Source organism: Streptomyces sp. NPDC057900, from assembly GCF_042887885.1.
Taxonomy (GTDB): Bacteria; Actinomycetota; Actinomycetes; order Streptomycetales; family Streptomycetaceae; genus Streptomyces.
Window position 1 is genome coordinate 456,169 of sequence record NZ_JBHVOI010000002.1, and the last position, 16,273, is coordinate 472,441.

The window sequence follows — 16,273 nt, forward strand, 5'->3', positions numbered from 1 at the left end:
GCGACTGCTTACTGTTCCTTTACAGGGCCTAGACTCCCGTGCGTACAGATCGTCGAACAGGTTTGAGGGAGCGAGGGGGCGGACGTGACGGACGTTGCGGACCTGTCGGGACCGGCCGTTCTCGCGTCGGAGTACTTCCACAGCTACTCGGTCGTCGGACTGCTCGCCGTGGTCGGCGTGCTCTTCGTCGCCGTCGCCTTCGGAGCCGGCCGGCTGATGCGCCCGGTGGTCCCGACGCCGGAGAAACTCCTCACGTACGAGTGCGGCGTGGACCCCGTGGGGGAGGGCTGGGCCCACACCCAGGTCCGTTATTACGTGTACGCCTTCCTGTACGTGATCTTCGCCGTCGACTCGATCTTCCTGTTCCCGTGGGCAACCGTCTTCGCCGCGCCCGGATACGGCGCGACGACGCTGGTGGAAATGTTCATCTTCCTCGGTTTCCTGGCCGTGGGACTGCTCTACGCATGGAAGAAGGGCGTCCTCGAATGGACGTGACGAGCCCGTCGTCAGCCGGTCAGCCGCAGCCACAGCCGCAGTCGGGACCGGAGTCGGGTCCCGAACCCGTACCCACGTTCCTGCCTGAGCCGAAACGGCTGGGTGTGCTGTCCCGGCTCGCCCCCGAGCCGATGAAGGTGGTCCTCAACTGGGGCCGCCGCTACAGCCTCTGGGTCTTCAACTTCGGCCTCGCCTGCTGCGCCATCGAGTTCATCGCCGCCTCCATGGCACGCCACGACTTCATCCGGCTCGGCGTGATCCCGTTCGCGCCCGGCCCCCGCCAGGCCGACCTCATGATCGTCTCCGGCACGGTGACGGACAAGATGGCCCCGGCGGTGAAGCGGCTGTACGAGCAGATGCCCGAGCCCAAGTACGTCATCTCCTTCGGCGCCTGCTCCAACTGCGGCGGCCCGTACTGGGACTCGTACTCGGTGACGAAGGGGGTCGACCAGATCATCCCGGTCGACGTCTACGTCCCCGGCTGCCCGCCCCGTCCCGAGGCCCTGCTCCAGGGGATCCTCAAGCTTCAGGAGAAGATCGCTCGCGAGTCGCTGAGCGAGCGCTACGGGAACGGTGGCGCGGCCCGCCCCTCCACCGCCGCGCTGCGCAGCGGACTGGTCGCCGCACCGCCCGTGCCCGACTCCGCGCCCGACTCCGCGCCCGACTCCGCGAAGGAGGAGGGGAAGTGACCGCCGCCGAGAGCGCCGAGGCCTTTGACCGGCTGCCGGACGCCGTGACCAAGATCTTCGGCGAGGACGCCACGGCGGAGCAGGCGTACGAACTGCTGACCGTCGACGTGCCGCCCGCGTCCTGGACCGCCGCGCTCGAAACGGCGCGCGACCGGCTCGGCTGCACCTACTTCGACTGGCTGAGCGCCGTGGACGAACCGGGCACGGGCTTCCGGGTCTGCGCCCACCTCGCCGCGCTGCCCGACCGCGCCGCCCCCGCCACCGGCCCTGCTGTCCGCCGGCTGCTGCTCCGTACGACCGTTCCGCACGAGGCCGCCGTGCTGCCCAGCGCGATCGGCGTCTACGCGGGCGCCGGCTGGCACGAGCGCGAGACGCACGAGATGTTCGGCATCGGCTTCGACGGCCATCCGCACCTGGTCCCCCTGCTGCTGCCCGAGGGCTTCGAGGGCCACCCGCTGCGGAAGGACTTCGTCCTGGCGGCCCGCGTGGCGAAGGCCTGGCCGGGCGCCAAGGAGCCGGGCGAGTCGGAGCACGGCGGCCCGAAGCGCCGCACGATGCTGCCGCCCGGCGTCCCCGACCCGAACGAGTGGGGCCCGCTGAAGGGCCAGCTCCCCCCGGCCCCCGCCCGCCCCGCCCGCGCGGCGAGGCCCGCGGGCGACCGCCCGGCCCGCCGCACCCGCAGCGCGAGCGACGGCTCGGCGGGCCAGCGGCCGACGAACCCGGCACCTGAACCGGCACCCGCGCCGGACACGGCCCCGACTCCCGCCCCGGTCACGGACGCGCCGACTCCTCCGCCTGCTCCCGCTCCGGGGACGGCTACGGACGCGCCGTGGCACAACGCCCGCCCGGCCTTCGACGACGCACCGTCGGACGGAGCGCCGTCCCCGACTGACGCCGATGCCTCTGATTCGGCCCCATCCCAGCCCCTCCGGCGTTTGAGGAGCGGGGGTCCGGGGGCGGAGCCCCCGGTTCGGGAAGGGGCGGGCAGGGGAGAGCCCCCGCGCAGCGGCACCGACACCCCCGAGCACCCCTCAGACGCAGCAGACGCAGCAGACGCACCTGAACCCCCAGCCACCCCAGAGACCCCCGACACCCCCGCCGGAGGCGATACCGCGTGAACGACGCACTGGACGTCGCCCTCCGCCTCGTCATCGTGTTCGCGGTGTTCATGGCCGTCCCCCTCATCGTGGGCCAGGCCGAACACAAGGTGATGGCCCACATGCAGGGCCGCCTGGGCCCCATGTACGCCGGCGGCTTCCACGGCTGGGCCCAGCTCGTCGCGGACGGAGTGAAGTTCGTACAGAAGGAAGACATCGTCCCGGCCGAGGCCGACCGCCGGGTCTTCCAGCTGGCCCCCGCCGTCGCGCTGCTCCCGTACCTGCTCGTACTCGTAGCCGTCCCGATCGGTCCGGGGGAGGGCGCGGTCGGCCAGGTGGTCGACGCGGGCATCTTCTTCGTGCTCGCCGTGATGGGCGTGGGCGTGCTCGGCTCGCTCATGGCGGGCTGGGCCTCGGCCAACAAGTTCTCGCTGCTCGGCGGCATCCGCACCGCCGCACAGCTGCTCGCGTACGAGCTGCCGATGCTGCTCGCCGCCGCCTCTGTGGCGATGGCGGCCGGTACGGTCTCGCTCCCCGGCATCCTCGACGCCTTCGAGTGGTGGTGGCTGCCCTGGCAGATCGTCGGGGCCCTGGTCTTCTTCGTGGCCGGGCTCGCCGAACTCCAGCGCCCGCCGTTCGACATGCCGGTCGCCGACTCGGAGATCATCTTCGGCGCGTACACCGAGTACACCGGACTCCGGTTCGCCCTGTTCCTGCTCGCCGAATACGCGGGCATCGTCGTGCTGTGCGCGCTGACCACCGTGCTCTTCCTGGGCGGCTGGCACGGGCCGCTGGGCGCCGACGGACTGGGCTGGGTCTGGACGCTCCTGAAGGTCGCCGTCCTCGCCTTCGTCGTCATCTGGCTGCGCGTGAGTTATCCCCGACTCCGTGAGGACCAGCTGCAGAAGCTCGCCTGGACCACGCTCATCCCGCTCGCTCTCGCGCAGATCGCGCTCACCGGCATCGTGAAGGTGGCGATCAGTTAATGCCCCCGATCCCCGGCGCAGGCCTGGCCAAGGGCCTCGCCGTCACCCTGCGGACGATGACGAAGAAGACCGTCACCGCCCAGTACCCGGATACGCAGCCCGAGCTGCCGCCCCGCTCCCGAGGCGTCATCGCGCTGTTCGAGGAGAACTGCACGGTCTGCATGCTCTGCGCCCGTGAGTGCCCCGACTGGTGCATCTACATCGACTCCCACAAGGAGACGGTGCCCGCCGCGGCACCGGGCGGCCGCGAGCGCAGCCGCAATGTGCTGGACCGCTTCGCCATCGACTTCTCGCTCTGCATGTACTGCGGGATCTGCATCGAGGTGTGCCCGTTCGACGCGCTGTTCTGGTCGCCGGAGTTCGAGTACGCGGAGACGGACATCCTCGAACTCACCCACGAGCGCGACAAGCTCCGCGAGTGGATGTGGACGGTGCCCGAGCCGTCGGCGCTCGATCCGGGGGCCGAGGAACCGAAGGAGATCGCCGCCGCCCGCAAGACGGCGGACAAGCTCCGGACCAAGCGCGAACAGGAGGAGGCCGCCGCCGAAGCCGCCCCACCCGCCGCGCCGGACTCCGCCGCCCCACCCGCCGCGCCGGACTCCGCCCCGACAGACTCCGCCCCGACGGACCAGGAGGGCCAGGCGTGATGCCCGCCACCGTCCTCGCCGCCGGGAGCCACCCCGGCTTCCTCTCCCCGTCCGGTATCGAGATCGCCTTCGTGCTGGTCGGGATCGCCACCCTCGGCGCGGCCCTCGTCACCGTCACGACCAGACAACTGGTGCACGCGGCCCTCTGGCTGATCGTCGCGCTCGGCGGCCTCGCCGTCGAATACCTCCTGCTCACGGCCGAGTTCATCGCCTGGGTGCAGGTACTCATCTACGTAGGGTCCGTCGTCGTCCTCCTCCTCTTCGGCCTGATGCTCACCAGGGCCCCCATCGGCCGGTCCCCGGACGCCGATTCGGAGAACCGCTGGGCCGCCCTCGCGGTGGCCGTCGCCGCGGCGGGCACCCTCGTATGGGTCGTCGTGGACGCCTTCCGCACCACCTGGATCGAGCTGGACGGACCGGCCCAGGGGTCCACCGAGGTCACCGGCGCCTTCCTCTTCCGGCACTGGGTACTCCCCTTCGAAGCGCTCTCCGTCCTCCTGCTCGCGGCCCTCGTCGGCGCGATCGTCCTGTCCCGCAAGGGCCGGGAGAGCACCGCCCCGGCCGGCCCGCGCCGAGAGGACAAGAGCTGATGCACCTCGCCTATCCCGCCGTGCTCGCCGTCCTCCTCTTCTGCACCGGCCTCTACGGAGTACTCGCGCGCCGCAACGCGATCCTCGTCCTGATGTCCGTCGAGCTGATGCTCAACGCCGTCAACCTCAACCTGGTCGCCTTCGACGTCTGGCTCCGCGACGCCCTGCACTCCGGTCAGGCCCTCACCCTGTTCACCATCGCCATCGCGGCGGCGGAGATCGGTATCGGGCTGGCCATCGTCCTCGCCGTGTACCGCAACCGGGGCAGTTCCGACGTCGACCGCCTCCGCGACACCGCCGAGACCGACGAGGCCGAGACGGTCCCGGCCGGCGACGACGAAGAAAGCGACGCCCGAGCCCCGCAAGCCGCCGAAGACCCCGCCACTGCTGCGGCAGGGAAGGCAAAGAAGGCAGAGGCCACTCCGTGACCACCACGACCCTCGCCGCCCTTGTCCCCCTCCTCCCGTTCCTGGGAGCCGCGGCCGGACTCCTCCTCGGGCGCGGCGCCCCCGGCTTCGTCCGCCCGCTGGCGGTACTGCCCTCCCTCGCCTCCCTCGTCATCGCGGCCGTCGTCGCCGCACGCCAGGGCGGCGACCGGGCCATCGACGCCGCCACCCAGCTCACCCCCACCGGATCGGTCCCGATCGATCTGGCCCTGCACCTCGACGGCTTCGCGGTCCTCGTGGCCGTGCTGGTCGCCCTGGTCGCGAGCTGCGTGCAGATCTACTCGACCGCGTATCTGCGCGACGACCCCCGCTACCCCTCGTACGCGGCTCTCGTCTCCCTCTTCACCTCCGCGATGCTGCTCGTCGTCTACTCCGGCGACCTGATGGTGCTCCTGGTCGGCTGGGAGGTCATGGGCATCTGTTCGTACTTCCTGGTCGGCCACTACTGGGAGACGCCCGAGGCCCGCGCGGCCTCCCTCAAGGCGTTCCTGGTCACCAAGCTCGGGGACGTCCCCTTCCTCATCGGCCTGTTCGCCCTCGCCGCCGACACGGGCACCTTCCGCATCACCGGCATCCTGGGCTCCGTCGCCCACGGCGGCCTCGACCACCCCACCGTGATCGCCCTGCTGCTCCTGGCCGGTGTCGCGGGCAAGTCCGCGCAGTTCCCGCTGCACACCTGGCTGCCCGACGCGATGGCCGGTCCCACCCCCGTCTCCGCGCTGATCCACGCCGCGACGATGGTCGCGGCCGGCATCTACTTCGTGGCCCGGCTCCTCCCCGTCTTCGCCGCCTCCGGCGCGGCGCTCGTCGTCCTCGCCGTGATGGCGGCGGTCACGATGATCGGCTCCGGACTCGCCGCGCTCGCCCAGGACGACATCAAGCGCGTCCTCGCCTACTCCACGATCGGGCAGCTCGGCTACATGTCCGGCGCCCTGGCCGTCGGTGACCGCGGCGCGGCCGTCTTCCACCTCCTCTCGCACGGCGCGTTCAAGGCCGTCCTCTTCCTCGCCGCGGGCGTCGTCATCCACGCCGCCGGCACCAACTCACTGGCCGCCATGTCCCGCATGGGCGGCCTGGCCAAGCGCATCCCGGACGCGTACTGGACGATGACCGTCGCGCTCCTCGCGCTGGCCGCCATCCCGCCGTTCGCCGGCTTCTTCTCCAAGGAAGCCGTCCTCGTCGCCGCCGAGCACACCGCCCTCGGTGACCGCCACGTCGCCCCGGCCGCCGCCGGCTGGACCGTCCTGATCGCCGGGCTCCTGGCCGCCGTCCTCACCGCCGCGTACGCCACCCGCCTCTGGCTCCTCGCCTTCCGGGGCCGGGGCACGGAGGCCCCCGACCACGGCAGGCAGCCCGTCGCCATGACCTCGGTCCTGTGGGTACTGGCCGTCCCCACCATCGCCTTCGGACTCACCGTCGGCGTGATCGGCGACTGGTTCGACGGCCACAGCCTCACCCCGTCGCTGACCACCGCCGTCCTCTCCACCGGCGTCGGCCTGGTCGGCGGACTCGTCACCTACGCGGCCTGGCGCCACACCACGGCGCTCGCCGCCCGTACCCCCATGGGCTCCGTCACCGCCCACCCCGACGCCGAACCGGCCCTCATCGAGGTCGAGGCGCTGGAGAGCCACACCGCCGCCTACGGAGACGCCGGGGACGCCCCAGACCCGGCCGACCCCGGACGGCTGCTCCTCGGCCCCCTGCACCGCCACGCGGCCACCGGCTTCCACCTGGACGCCGTCTACGCGGCCCTGTTCGTCCGCCCGGTCCAGGCCGCCGCGAGCCTCGTCCGCTTCCTGGACCGCGAGGTCGTCGACACCTACGTACGCGGCTCCGCCACCGGCGCACGCTGGCTCGGCACCGCCGTCCGCCGTGCCCAGACCGGCAACGTGCAGACCTACCTCGGCGCGCTGCTCGCCGGTTCCCTGGTCCTGGCGGTCGCCGCCGTCGTCTTCGCCAACGTCAACGCCGGGTCGTGAGCCGTGATCGATATGAGCGAATCCGTGATGCAGTTCCTTCTGGCGTTCATCGTCGTCGCCCCGCTGCTCGGAGCCGTCGCGGCCCTGCTCCCGGCCCCGCCCGGACTCAAGGGCCGCGACCCCGGCCAGGCCGTGCTCCGCCACGGCGTGACCGTGACCGGCGTGATCCTCCTCGCCGCGATCGTGCTCGCCCTGGGCTTCGACCACGACCACCCGTCGAAGATGCAGGCCACCACCGACATCAGCTGGATCCCGGCGCTCGACGTCCGCATCCATCTCGGCATCGACGGCATCTCGCTCCCCCTTCTCGTACTGACCGCGCTGCTGACCTTCCTCTGCGCGCTCCACAGCTACTTCAAAATGCCCGCGGGCCCCTCCCCGAAGGCCTTCGTCGCACTCATCCTGCTCCTGGAGTCCGGCACCCTCGCGACCTTCGCCGTCCTCGATCTGCTGCTGTTCTTCCTGGCGTTCGAGATGGTGCTCATCCCGATGTACTTCCTCATCGCCCGCTGGGGCGGTGCGCGGAAGCAGGCCGCCGCCTGGAAGTTCATCCTCTACACCCTGCTCGGCTCCGTCGTCATGCTGCTCGGGCTGCTCCTCATCGGACTGAAGAGCGGCACCTTCGACATGGTGGCACTCGCCTCTGACAACGGCCGCGGCCTCACCTCGTCCGTGCAGGTCATCGCCGTTCTCGCGATCGGCATCGGACTCGCCGTCAAAACCCCGATGTGGCCGCTGCACAGCTGGCTGCCGGACGCCCACACCGCCGCCCCCACGGTCGGCTCCGTCCTCCTCGCGGGCGTCCTGCTGAAGATGGGCACCTACGGATTCGTCCGGATCCTGCTCCCGATCGCCCCCGACGGCATGCACACCTTCGCGCCCTACCTCGCGGCCTTCGCGGTCGCCGGCATCATCTACGGATCGCTCGCCTGCCTCGCGCTGGCCCGGCCCGGCGCCAAGGGCGACCTGAAGCGCCTGATCGCGTACTCCTCCGTCGGCCACATGGGCTTCGTCCTCCTCGGCATCGCCAGCATGACCCCCACCGGCGTCAACGGCGCGCTCTTCGCCAACATCGCCCACGGGCTCATCACCGGCCTGCTGTTCTTCCTGGTCGGCGCAGTCAAGGACCGCTACGGCACCGCCGACCTCGACACCCTCTCCGGAGCCACCGGCGCCGCGCTCTACGGCAGCGCGCCCCGCCTCGGCGGCCTCCTCGCGTTCACCGCGATCGCCTCCCTCGGACTGCCCGGACTCGCCGGGTTCTGGGGCGAGATGCTCACCCTGTTCGGCGCCTTCGACCCGGCCGACGGCCTGAGCCGCCCCGCCTTCCTGACGTTCATGTCCATCGCCGCGTTCGGCACCCTGCTCACCGCCGCGTACATGCTCATCCTGGTACGCCGCGTCTGCATGGGCGCCAAGCCGGAGGAACCGCACCGGATCCCCGACATCCAGCACCACGAGTTCGCCGCCTGGACCCCCCTCGCCGCCCTCACCGTCCTGGCCGGGCTGTGGCCCGCCGTCCTCCTCGGCCTCACCGACCCGGCCGTGCAGAAGCTCCTCGCAGGAGGCAAGTCGTGACCACAGCGGCCGACAGCACCACCGGCCTCGTCCAGACCGCGGCCGACACCACCACCAGCCTCGTCCAGTCCGTCGACTGGCTCGCCATCGCGCCCCCGCTCACCGTCGCGGCCGTCGCCCTCGTCGTCCTGGTCGCCGACCTCTTCGTACCGAAGGAACGCAAACCGCTGCTCGGCTACGGAGCCGTCGCCGGTCTCGTGGCCGCCCTGGCGCTGCTCCTCCCGCTGCGCGACGGCGACCGCTCCACCTTCTGCCTCACCACCGGCAGCCACGCCTGCAGCTACACCGCCGACCACTTCACCCTGGTCATCCAGCTCCTCGTGCTCGGCGGCGCCCTGCTCACCGCGCTGCTGTCGATCGGGGACACCCGCAAGCTGCCGGCCGGCGAGTTCTGGTTCCTGCTGCTGTCCTCCGCCGCGGGCGCCGCGCTGCTGCCCGCCGCCCGCGACCTCGCCACGCTCGTCGTCGCCCTCGAAGTCGCCTCACTGCCCGCCTTCGCCCTCGTCGGCATCAAGCGCGGCGACCGGCGCTCCTCCGAGGCCGCGCTGAAGTTCTTCCTGTCCTCCGTCGTCGCGACCGCCGTGATGCTGCTCGGCGTCAGCTTCGTCTACGCGGCGACCGGCACCCTCCACCTCACGGAGATCGCCGGCCGCCTCGACGACGTACCCGGACAGCTCGCCACCCTCGCCGAGGCGGGCGTCGCCCTCACCCTCGTCGGCTTCGCCTTCAAGACGGCCGCCGCGCCCTTCCACTTCTGGGTCCCCGACACCTACGTCGGCGCCCCGCTGCCGATCGCCGCCTACCTCTCCGTCGTCGGAAAGGCGGTCGGCTTCTCCGGCCTCATCCTCGTCACTGTGGTCGCGTTCCCCTCCTACGCGGACGTCTGGGGCCCCGCCCTCGCCGTCCTCGCCGCGCTCACCATGACCGTCGGCAACGTCGCCGCCCTGCGCCAGAGCGCCACCCGCGCCCGCAGCGCCGTACGCCTCCTGGCCTGGTCCTCCGTCGCGCAGGCCGGCTACCTCCTGGTGCCGATCGCCGCCGCCGCGTACGCCGGCGACCGGCAGATCGGCTCCACCGTCGCGTACGCCCTGATGTACGCCGTCGTGAACCTCGGCGCGTTCGCGGTGGCCGCCCTGGTCGCCCGTACCAGCCCCGGCAACCGGCTGGCCGACTACCGCAATCTCTACGCCACCCGCCCCCTTGCCGCCCTCACCCTGGGCTTCTTCCTGCTCTGCCTGGCCGGACTGCCGCCCGGCATCATCGGCCTCTTCGCCAAGGTCACCGTCTTCTCCTCGGCCGTCGACGCCGGACTCGGCTGGCTCGCCGTCGTCATGGCCGTCAACGTCGTGATCGCGCTGTACTACTACCTCCAGTGGACCGCCGCCCTGTTCCGCGGCCCCGCGGAGGACGAGGCACGGGACGCCGCCGAGGATGCCGAGGACCGGACGGCCCAGGACAGCACCGGCCGGCGGCCCGCCGCCCCCCACCGCGCCCCGGCACCGCTCACCGCCGCGATCGTCATCACCGCCGTCGCCGGCCTCGCCCTGTCGGGCGCCCCTCAGGCCGTCCTCCGGTTCGCCGGCGTCAACCTGTTCTGACGCGCACCAAGATCGGTTTGCCCGGAGCGGTCCGCGCAGGGCAGGGTCATGCCCGCGCGACGGCGCATGCGAACGTCACACAGCGCATACGTCACACAGCGCATACGAACGTCACATCGCGACAGAGGAGCCAGAGGCAGTGCTGAACGGGTTCAAGGAATTCATCCTGCGCGGAAACGTCATCTCCATGGCGATCGGCCTCGCCGTAGGAGCCGCGTTCACCGCGGTCGTCACCGGGTTCAGCAACGCGTTCATCGTGCCGCTGATCGGCCTCATCACCCGGGGCACCGGTGACTTCAGCAAGGCCGAGTTCAAGTTCGACGGTGTGACGTTCCCCTACGGCCTCTTCGTCGCCGCCGCGATCGCCTTCCTCATCACCGCCGCGGTCCTCTACTTCTGCGTCGTCGTCCCCATGGCCAAGGTCCAGGACCGCTTCACCGCCAAGAAGGACCAGGAGGAGGTCGACATCAAGGCCGCGCTGCGCGACTGCCCCCGCTGCTACACCGCGATCCCCGCCGTCGCCTCCCGCTGCGCCCACTGCACCAGCGAGGTCGAGCCCGACCCCGAGGCCCTGGCGCTCGCCAAACTCCCCGTCCAGCGCTGACCCGTCGGCACCCCTCCACCCGTACGGCCTACGGCCCGCTCCGGAGCGAACACCCGGAGCGGCCCGGCCCCGCGGCAGCGAGCACAAGGGAACTAGCTCTCCTCGCCTGGCGTTGACCAGTACGGGAGGCTCCACTGGGGAGTGGAGCACCACCAAGCAAGGGTTCCCCTGCTGCACCATTTGGAGGGCGTACCGTGCACCGCCGGCACAACGGGCTGAAAACCGCCGTACTCCTCGGGGGCCTGTCCGCACTCATCATTCTCATCGGCAGCTTCTTCGGACGTACCGGCCTGATCGTCGCGCTCCTGGTAGCCGTCGGCACCAACGCCTACGCGTACTGGAACAGCGACAAGCTGGCGCTGCGCGCCATGCGCGCCCGTCCGGTGAGCGAGTTCGAGGCACCCCAGCTGTACCGCATGGTCCGCGAGCTCTCCACGGCCGCCCGGCAGCCCATGCCGAGGCTCTACATCTCCCCGACGCAGGCCCCCAACGCCTTCGCGACCGGCCGCAACCCGCGCAACGCCGCGGTCTGCTGCACCGACGGCATCCTCCAGATCCTGGACGAGCGCGAGCTGCGCGGCGTCCTCGGCCACGAGCTGAGCCACGTCTACAACCGCGACATCCTGATCTCGTCCGTCGCCGGTGCCCTCGCCTCCGTCGTCATGTTCCTGGTCAACTTCGCCTGGCTGATCCCGGTCGGCCGCTCCAACGACGACGAGGGCCCCGGCATCCTCGGCATGCTCCTGATCATGATCCTGGGCCCGCTCGCCGCCTCCGTCATCCAACTGGCCGTCAGCCGCTCCCGGGAGTACGAGGCGGACGCTTCCGGCGCCCAGCTGACCGGTGACCCACTGGCCCTTGCCGCCGCCCTGCGTAAGCTTGATGCCGGAACCAAGCAGCTTCCACTGCCCCCCGAACCCCGGATCGAGACAGCGAGCCACATGATGATCGCCAACCCGTTCCGCCCCGGCCGGGGCATGTCCAGGATGTTCTCGACCCACCCGCCGATGGCGGAGCGCATCGCCCGACTTGAGCAGATGGCAGGTCATCGCCCATGAAGACAATTCTGAACGTTATTTGGCTGGTCCTGTGCGGCTTCTGGATGTTCCTGGGCTACCTGCTCGCGGGACTCCTGCTGTGCATCACGATCATCGGCATCCCGTTCGGCCTCGCGGCCTTCCGCATCGGCGTCTACGCCCTCTGGCCCTTCGGCCACCGCGTCGTCGACCGCCGGGACGCGGGCGCGCCCTCCTGCGTCGGCAACGTGCTCTGGCTGATCCTCGCCGGCTGGTGGCTGGCGCTCGGTCACATCACCACCGGCATCGCCCTGTGCATCACGATCATCGGCATCCCCCTGGGCATCGCCAACTTCAAGCTGATCCCGGTATCGCTGATGCCCTTCGGCAAGGAGATCGTCAGCACCGACGAGCAGTTCGCCGGCTGGTGACGGTCGGCCGGTGACGTACGGCCGGTGACGTACGGCGTCGCGAGTCACGTACGGCCAGCTCACAGCCCATATTTCGCAACCATGCACCCCGCACCCGCGTCTTGGATTCCAAGACCGAGTGAGGGGTAGGTTCGCACGCATGACGATTATTGGCTGGATCATTCTTGGACTTGTCGCGGGCGTCATCGCCAAGATCCTGCTGCCGGGACGCGACCCCGGCGGCCTCGTGGGCACCACGCTCATAGGGATCGTCGGCGCCTTCGTGGGCGGCTGGATATCCGCGCGCTTCCTGGACCGCCCGATCTCCAAGGACGACTTCTTCGACGCGGCGACCTGGATCTCGGCCATCGGCGGCTCGTTGGTCCTGCTGATCGCCTACCGGCTGCTGTTCGGGAACTCCCGCGACCGCCGCTGACACCCCCTCCGGCCGCCCGTCCTCAGACGCCCAACCCGGTCTCGCGAAGGGTCAGATTGAGCCGACCACCGCTCATGCCTGTCGCGGGACCGGCCGTCCCCGGGTGGATCCTCGGCACCCCGTGGAACGCGAAGCGTGAGGGCCCGCCGAAGACGAACAGATCGCCGGAGGCCAACTCCACGTCGGTGTAGGGCCTTCCCCGCCCCTCCGTGTTCCCGAAGCGGAAGACGCAGCTGTCACCGATGCTCAGCGACACCACGGGGGCACCGGACCGCTCCTCCTTGTCCTGGTGCATGCCCATCCGCGCCGCGTCGTCATAGAAGTTGATCAGCGCGGTGTCCGGCGCGTACGCCCGTACCGGGCTCTCCTGCCCGTACGCCGCCACCAGCGCGTCCCGCCCCAACTCCCCGAGCCACTCCGGGAACGGGGCGACGGGTGCGCCGTTCACGTCGTCCGCCGTGCGGGTGTAGCGGTACGGCTGCCAGTGCCACCCCAGGCACACCGTCCGTACGGACATCACCCCGCCGCCCGGCAGCGCCGTGTGCCGCAACGGCACGGGACCGCGCGCCCACTCCCGGCAGGCCGCCACCAACTCCCGCTGCCGCTCCTCGGAAAGCCATTCGGGAACGTGCACCGCCCCGGGCGCGATCTCCGCCCTCGGCCGGGGGAAGAGCCCGGCCATCAGCTCACCGCCAGGGCGCCCTCAAGCCCCAGAAGCCGCTCCTTGCGCTCCAGGCCGCCCGCGTAGCCGCGCAGCGCCCCGTCGGCGCCGATCACCCGGTGGCACGGCCGTACGACCAGCACGGGATTGCGCCCGATGGCCGTACCCACGGCGCGGACCCCCGCCCCGGAGGCACCGACCCGCTCGGCGATCTGCCCGTACGACACCGTCTCCCCGTACGGGACCTCGTCCAGTGCGGCCCACACCCGGCGCTGGAACTCGGTGCCCGTACCGTCCGCGAGGGCGATGTCGAAGCGGGTCCGCCGCCCCTCGAAGTACTCCCGCAGCTGCCCGGCGATCCCCGTGAAAGCCCCGGGCTCGTGGGCCCAGCCGTCCTGGACGACCGCCGCGCCCTTCTGGCCCGGCAGGGAGAGCGAGACGAGCGCGACCCCGTCGCCGGCCGGTCCCGCGGCCTTCTCGCCGACCAGCAGCAGCTCACCCAGCGGGCTGTCGACCGTCGCGTACATGGTCATGACTCGTCCCTCATCTCGTCCGGCGGACAGCACGGTCATCGGCTGCCACGGACCAGTCTGCGTCGCCCGAACCGCCGGGACCGGCGGTATTCGGACATGACGTCCGGGCGCGGAACCACGCATTCCGTCCCGCGCCCGGACCGCCGCGTCCTACCGGTAGTTCGCGAACTGCACATCGAAGTCGAAGTCCTGGCCCTTGAGCAGCGCCTGAACGGCCTGCAGGTCGTCCCGGCTCTTCGAGCTGACCCGCAGCTCGTCACCCTGGACCTGCGCCTTGACGCCCTTGGGGCCCTCGTCGCGAATGATCTTCGCGACCTTCTTGGCGTTCTCCTGGGAGATGCCCTCCTCGATGGTGGCGAAGAGCTTGTACTCCTTGCCGGACAGCTGCGGCTCGCCCACGTCCAGCGACTTCAGCGAGATGCCGCGCTTGATCAGCTTGGACTGGAAGATGTCGAGGATCGCCTTGACCCGCTCCTCGCCGCTCGCCTCCATGAGGATCTTCTCGCCCGACCAGGAGATCGAGGCGCCGGTGCCCTTGAAGTCGTATCGCTGCGAGATTTCCTTTGCGGCCTGGTTGAGGGCGTTGTCGACCTCCTGCCGCTCGACCTTCGAGACGATGTCGAAACTGGAGTCGGCCATGACGTGTGGCTCCTTGTATCGGGGGTGCTGGAAACGGAATGTCTACGGGGCGGCCGCGGGGCCCACAGGCACCACGCCGCCCCCAAAGCCTAGCCACCCCGGCCCGTACGGGCCGCTGATCAATCCAGTGGCGTAGCACCCCTGGGCATCAGGTATCGTTTACGTCGTTGCCACAGAGCGCCGTCGCGAGACGGGCCCGACGGCAGCATCCCTTGGCGGTGTGCCCGAGTGGCCAAAGGGAGCAGACTGTAAATCTGCCGGCTCAGCCTACCCAGGTTCGAACCCTGGCGCCGCCACTGGAAGTGAAACCCCTTCCGACCTGCTGTTTCAGCCGGTCGGAAGGGGTTTTCTCGTATGCCCGGCGACTCGATGCCGAGGCGTCGAAACCCAACCTTGTCTCACCTGATCTCGCCCCGATCCCAGGTCTGATCAGGGCGTGTCCCCCAGGTGTCCCCCAGGAGAGGGCGGGGCTACTCCGGTTCGTTCCACTCGCGCATCGCTGCGTCGATGCGCCGATTGGCCCGGTCCTGCGTACGGGCCAGCACCTTGGCGTAGACGCGGAACAGCACCGCGATCGTGTGCCCTGCTCGCCGGGCGCATTCCATCGGGTCCACGCCTGAGCTGAGCCAGAAGGACACCCCGGCGTGACGTAGGTCATACGGTCGCCGGGCGAGCTGTGAGACCGCTTCCTCCTCGGTCAGGACGTCTGCGCGTGCTTGGGCCCAGACCTCGCCGTATCCGGTCTCCTGGAGCAGACCGCCCCGGTTAGTCCGGAACAGCCGCCCGTCTGGCGCAGTGCCGTGCGTAGCGACGTGCTGCCGAAGCATGCGCACGAAATGCGGCGGGATCGGCACGGGGCGCGAGTCCTTCACTGCGCGGGCCTTGAGATGGCGGGCTTCGTGCGCCTGGCCGTCGTCGGTCCAACCCTTCCCGACCCTCACGAAGCCTCCCCGGAGAGTTAGAGTGCCCCACCCTTTGTCAGGGAGATGGCACTGGGCCAGCCGGAGCGCCGTCACTTCTGCCGGCCGCATGGCGGCGTAGTAGAGGCAGCCGAAGAACGCTTCGAGGTGTTCACCGCGCGGGCCCTGCTCGCGTACGCCCTTGAGCAGCGCCCGCACCTGGCGGGGGTTCGCCACGCTCTGCGGATCAACCTCTTCGACGGCTTTCGGGGCGACCCACTTCACGGTCGTGAGCGGGTTGACCGGGGTGGAGAAGTACCGCTGCTCGACAGCGAGGCCGAGAACATCGCTCAGGCAGGCGCGCTTGCGCCGCGCGGTGCGTGGGGCGGCGGACTTCCCATCGATCTTCAGGGCGAGCGCGTCCAGGGCGAGTCGTACGGTGGCCGACTCTTCTAGTGCGGAGATCGGCACGGAGTTCTTGGTCAGCCAGCGGAGTGCCTGGGTAACGTCCGCCGGCGGTTCCTCATCCCACCTGTTGCGGTTGTAAGCCCACCCGTAGAGCGCCCGGCGGAGCGTGGCCGCGTCGGGTCGGCCAACGGTGGTCTTCACGAGCGCCGGCGTGATGGTGGCAAGGGCGTCCGCGTAGTTCTTTCGCGACTTCGCCGGGGCGTCGGCCCACTTGCGATCGATGTAGGCACGGGTGTGCTCGTACCAGGTCACAGATCCCTGCATCGCACGGACCTCGGAGACGGGAAGCCCCTTCTCCTCGTCGAACTGCTCGCCGCGCCGGACTGCTGACATCAGCTCCGACCGGCGTCCATCCGCCTGGGCCTTGAGCTGGTAGCTCTTGGAGTGCTTGCGGTGCCCGACCAGCCAGCGCAACCGGTAGGGCTTGGGGCGGTCTCGTCGGACTTCGATGGAGTACAGGCGTACGTCGTAGGTGAGAGGCATGGTGCTCCAGAGAGAAAGG

18 protein-coding genes and 1 tRNA gene are annotated in these 16,273 nt (G+C 70.4%); 15 read left to right on the top strand and 4 right to left on the bottom strand.

Going from position 1 to position 16,273, the window contains the following annotated elements; all coding sequences use genetic code 11:
* The first annotated feature begins 84 nt into the window (after positions 1 to 84).
* The 14 genes from ACFVQ0_RS09275 (at position 85) to ACFVQ0_RS09340 (ending at position 12,571) form a co-directional block, all read left to right on the top strand.
* Entirely contained in the window at positions 85 to 495 is a 411-nt protein-coding gene (locus ACFVQ0_RS09275) for an NADH-quinone oxidoreductase subunit A (protein WP_123524223.1), read from the top strand.
* Positions 486 to 1,184, top strand: a complete 699-nt coding sequence (locus ACFVQ0_RS09280; protein ID WP_390086158.1) for an NADH-quinone oxidoreductase subunit B — start codon at positions 486 to 488, stop codon at positions 1,182 to 1,184. Before ACFVQ0_RS09275 ends, ACFVQ0_RS09280 begins: the two co-directional genes overlap by 10 nt.
* Positions 1,181 to 2,302: an NADH-quinone oxidoreductase subunit C gene (locus ACFVQ0_RS09285; RefSeq protein WP_390086160.1), complete on the top strand. Its 1,122-nt coding sequence runs from the start codon at positions 1,181 to 1,183 to the stop codon at positions 2,300 to 2,302. The genes ACFVQ0_RS09280 and ACFVQ0_RS09285 overlap by 4 nt, the downstream gene beginning before the upstream one ends.
* A complete protein-coding gene (locus tag ACFVQ0_RS09290) occupies positions 2,299 to 3,267 on the top strand; it encodes an NADH-quinone oxidoreductase subunit H (RefSeq protein ID WP_390086162.1) in 969 nt (322 codons plus the stop codon). The genes ACFVQ0_RS09285 and ACFVQ0_RS09290 overlap by 4 nt, the downstream gene beginning before the upstream one ends.
* Positions 3,267 to 3,914, top strand: a complete 648-nt coding sequence (locus ACFVQ0_RS09295; RefSeq protein ID WP_390086164.1) for a NuoI/complex I 23 kDa subunit family protein — start codon at positions 3,267 to 3,269, stop codon at positions 3,912 to 3,914. Before ACFVQ0_RS09290 ends, ACFVQ0_RS09295 begins: the two co-directional genes overlap by 1 nt.
* Entirely contained in the window at positions 3,914 to 4,504 is a 591-nt protein-coding gene (locus ACFVQ0_RS09300) for an NADH-quinone oxidoreductase subunit J (RefSeq protein ID WP_390086166.1), read from the top strand. Before ACFVQ0_RS09295 ends, ACFVQ0_RS09300 begins: the two co-directional genes overlap by 1 nt.
* Complete coding sequence (gene nuoK / locus ACFVQ0_RS09305) at positions 4,504 to 4,932, top strand: NADH-quinone oxidoreductase subunit NuoK (RefSeq protein ID WP_390086168.1); 429 nt, start codon at positions 4,504 to 4,506, stop codon at positions 4,930 to 4,932. The genes ACFVQ0_RS09300 and nuoK overlap by 1 nt, the downstream gene beginning before the upstream one ends.
* A complete protein-coding gene (locus tag ACFVQ0_RS09310; protein WP_390086170.1) occupies positions 4,929 to 6,929 on the top strand; it encodes an NADH-quinone oxidoreductase subunit L in 2,001 nt (666 codons plus the stop codon). The genes nuoK and ACFVQ0_RS09310 overlap by 4 nt, the downstream gene beginning before the upstream one ends.
* 27 nt (positions 6,930 to 6,956) lie before the next feature.
* The gene (locus tag ACFVQ0_RS09315; protein ID WP_390087737.1) at positions 6,957 to 8,507 is read left to right on the top strand and encodes a NuoM family protein; all 1,551 of its coding nucleotides are present in this window, start codon (positions 6,957 to 6,959) and stop codon (positions 8,505 to 8,507) included.
* On the top strand, positions 8,504 to 10,105 hold the full coding sequence (locus ACFVQ0_RS09320) for an NADH-quinone oxidoreductase subunit N (protein ID WP_390086171.1): 1,602 nt from the start codon (positions 8,504 to 8,506) through the stop codon (positions 10,103 to 10,105). The genes ACFVQ0_RS09315 and ACFVQ0_RS09320 overlap by 4 nt, the downstream gene beginning before the upstream one ends.
* A 139-nt stretch (positions 10,106 to 10,244) precedes the next feature.
* Positions 10,245 to 10,709: a large conductance mechanosensitive channel protein MscL gene (gene mscL / locus ACFVQ0_RS09325; protein WP_390086173.1), complete on the top strand. Its 465-nt coding sequence runs from the start codon at positions 10,245 to 10,247 to the stop codon at positions 10,707 to 10,709.
* 194 nt (positions 10,710 to 10,903) lie between these two features.
* Positions 10,904 to 11,767: a zinc metalloprotease HtpX gene (htpX, locus tag ACFVQ0_RS09330; RefSeq protein ID WP_390086175.1), complete on the top strand. Its 864-nt coding sequence runs from the start codon at positions 10,904 to 10,906 to the stop codon at positions 11,765 to 11,767.
* A complete protein-coding gene (locus tag ACFVQ0_RS09335; RefSeq protein WP_390086177.1) occupies positions 11,764 to 12,156 on the top strand; it encodes a YccF domain-containing protein in 393 nt (130 codons plus the stop codon). The genes htpX and ACFVQ0_RS09335 overlap by 4 nt, the downstream gene beginning before the upstream one ends.
* A 139-nt stretch (positions 12,157 to 12,295) precedes the next feature.
* A complete protein-coding gene (locus tag ACFVQ0_RS09340) occupies positions 12,296 to 12,571 on the top strand; it encodes a GlsB/YeaQ/YmgE family stress response membrane protein (protein WP_389207310.1) in 276 nt (91 codons plus the stop codon).
* A 22-nt stretch (positions 12,572 to 12,593) separates the two neighbouring features.
* Here ACFVQ0_RS09340 and ACFVQ0_RS09345 read toward each other — a convergent pair whose 3' ends face one another.
* The 3 genes from ACFVQ0_RS09345 to ACFVQ0_RS09355 form a co-directional block, all read right to left on the bottom strand.
* Entirely contained in the window at positions 12,594 to 13,253 is a 660-nt protein-coding gene (locus ACFVQ0_RS09345) for an alpha-ketoglutarate-dependent dioxygenase AlkB family protein (RefSeq protein ID WP_390086179.1), read from the bottom strand.
* A complete protein-coding gene (locus ACFVQ0_RS09350; protein ID WP_390086182.1) occupies positions 13,253 to 13,765 on the bottom strand; it encodes a methylated-DNA--[protein]-cysteine S-methyltransferase in 513 nt (170 codons plus the stop codon). Before ACFVQ0_RS09350 ends, ACFVQ0_RS09345 begins: the two co-directional genes overlap by 1 nt.
* 150 nt (positions 13,766 to 13,915) lie before the next feature.
* Entirely contained in the window at positions 13,916 to 14,404 is a 489-nt protein-coding gene (locus ACFVQ0_RS09355) for a YajQ family cyclic di-GMP-binding protein (RefSeq protein ID WP_311303792.1), read from the bottom strand.
* 214 nt (positions 14,405 to 14,618) lie between these two features.
* Between ACFVQ0_RS09355 and ACFVQ0_RS09360 the strand changes: the two genes are divergently transcribed.
* A tRNA-Tyr gene (locus ACFVQ0_RS09360) sits at positions 14,619 to 14,700 on the top strand.
* 174 nt (positions 14,701 to 14,874) lie between these two features.
* Here ACFVQ0_RS09360 and ACFVQ0_RS09365 read toward each other — a convergent pair.
* A complete protein-coding gene (locus ACFVQ0_RS09365; RefSeq protein ID WP_390086185.1) occupies positions 14,875 to 16,254 on the bottom strand; it encodes a tyrosine-type recombinase/integrase in 1,380 nt (459 codons plus the stop codon).
* Positions 16,255 to 16,273 lie beyond the last annotated feature (19 nt).